Genomic DNA, 2025 nt, shown 5'->3' on the forward strand with positions numbered 1-2025 from the left:
GTCACCGTGCCCGCCGACCGCGTGCTGCGCGGAGCGGCCCGCAACGCCAGGACGGTGTTTCGCATCCTGGCCTCGGCCGAGGCGGTCGGGGTCAGCTGGGCGGCACTCGAGATGGCCGTCGAGTACGCCAAGGTGCGGGAACAGTTCGGCCGCACCATCGGCACCTTCCAGGCCGTCAAGCACCACGCGGCCAACATGCTCGTCGACGCCGAGGTCGCCACTGCGGCCACCTGGGACGCGGCCCGCGCCGACGACCTCGACAGCGCCTGGTTCCCCGCCGCGGTGGCCGCCTCACATGCGATCAGAGCCCAGGTGTTCAACGCGCAGAACAACATTCAGCTGCACGGCGGCATCGGCTACACCTGGGAGCACGACGCCCACCTGTATCTGCGCCGAGCCCGCATGCTGGCGGCGCTGATGGCCGACGGTGCCGACCCGCTGCTCGACGTCGTCGAGGGACAGCGCAGCGGCCGGGCGCACGGTGCGTCCTTCACGCTGCCCCCGGAGTCCGAGGAGTACCGCACCCAGGCCCGTGCGGCGGCCGCCGAGGTCCGGGCGCTGCCCGCCGACCAGCAGCGGGATTTCCTCGTCGAGTCCGGTTACCTTGTCCCGCATTGGCCCAAGCCGTGGGGACGCGGCGCCGACGTCCTCGAACAGCTCGTGATCGAGGAGGAGTTCGCCGACATCCGTCGTCCCGACATGGGGATCACCGGCTGGGTGGCGCTGACCATCGCCCAGGCAGGCACCGCGGATCAGCGCGAGCGCTGGGTGGAGCCGGTCCTGCGGGGCCAGGTGATGTGGTGCCAGCTGTTCTCCGAGCCCGGAGCGGGTTCGGACGCCGCGGCGGTGCGCACGTCGGCCAAGAAGGTCGACGGCGGCTGGCGGGTCACCGGCCAGAAGGTCTGGACGAGCCTGGCCCACATGTGTCAGTGGGGGCTGGCGACCGTGCGCACCGACTTCGAGGCCCAGAAGCACGCCGGCGTGACGATGATGGCGATCGACATGAAATCCGAAGGGGTGAAGGTCAATCCGCTGCGCGGCATCACCGGCGATGCCCACTTCAACGAGGTGTTCTTCGACGACGTGTTCGTGCCGGACTCCGATGTCGTGGGTGACGTCAACAAGGGCTGGCTGGTGGCCCGTGCGACGTTGGGCAACGAGCGCATCTCCATCGGCGGCGGATCGGGTGCCATCGGTGGTACCACCCCTGACCAGCTGGTCGAGCTGCTGGACAGCTCGCCCGCGACCGCCGACAGGTATGTCCGACGCGCCGGTGAGGTGATCGCCGAGATCCACTCGTTGCGACTGCTCAACCTGCGGCGCGCCACCCGCGCCATCGCGGGCGCCGAGCCGGGGCCCGAGGGCAACGTGACCAAGTTGCTGGTCGCCGAATCCGGGCAGCACCTCACCGAGCTGGCCTTCGAGCTCGCGGGCACCGCTGCGGTCGTCGGGCAGACCCCGCAGCTGACCCTCAGCTATCTCGGCAACCGTGCGATGACGATCGCCGGCGGAACCTCCGAGATCACCCGCAACACGATCGCCGAGAGAATTCTGGGGCTGCCGCGCGATCCGCTGCTGAAGTGATGCGCATACTGATCCGGTGCACAGCATCGAGTTCCATCCCGAGCTGAAACGCAGCGCGCGACTGCTGCCGAAGCAGATCATCACGCCACTGACGTTGCCATTGATGCGAGCCGCCAGCCGGCTGATGTGGGGGCGAGCCCCCGACGGCCCCGATGCCCCGGAGGTGCTGACGCTGCCGTCGGGTGTCGGGGTCAGGCTCTACCGACCCACCGGCGCACCCACGCCGGGTCCGGCGCTGCTGTGGATCCACGGCGGCGGCTACGTCATCGGCGACGCCGCCCAGGACGATGTGCTGTGCCGCAGATTCGCCCGGGAACTCGGCGCCACCGTGGTCTCGGTCAACTACCGACTGGCTCCCGAACATCCGTACCCGGCGCCCGTCGAGGACTGCTATTCGGCGCTGAACTGGCTGCGCGCGCTCCCGTCGGTGGACCCTGAGCG

Annotated in this window: 2 protein-coding genes; both read left to right on the forward strand. The window is 69.8% G+C overall.

Annotated features, from left to right (window positions below; all coding sequences use genetic code 11):
- Positions 1-1584 (forward strand): acyl-CoA dehydrogenase family protein (locus WA965_RS11550; protein WP_526447539.1); only part of this gene is annotated, 1584 nt, incomplete at its 5' end.
- 16 nt (positions 1585-1600) lie between these two features.
- On the forward strand, positions 1601-2025 hold a 425-nt coding region (locus WA965_RS11555; protein WP_526447541.1), incomplete at its 3' end, for an alpha/beta hydrolase.

The sequence above is a fragment of the Mycobacterium sp. genome, assembly GCF_049683935.1.
Classification (GTDB): domain Bacteria; phylum Actinomycetota; class Actinomycetes; order Mycobacteriales; family Mycobacteriaceae; genus Mycobacterium.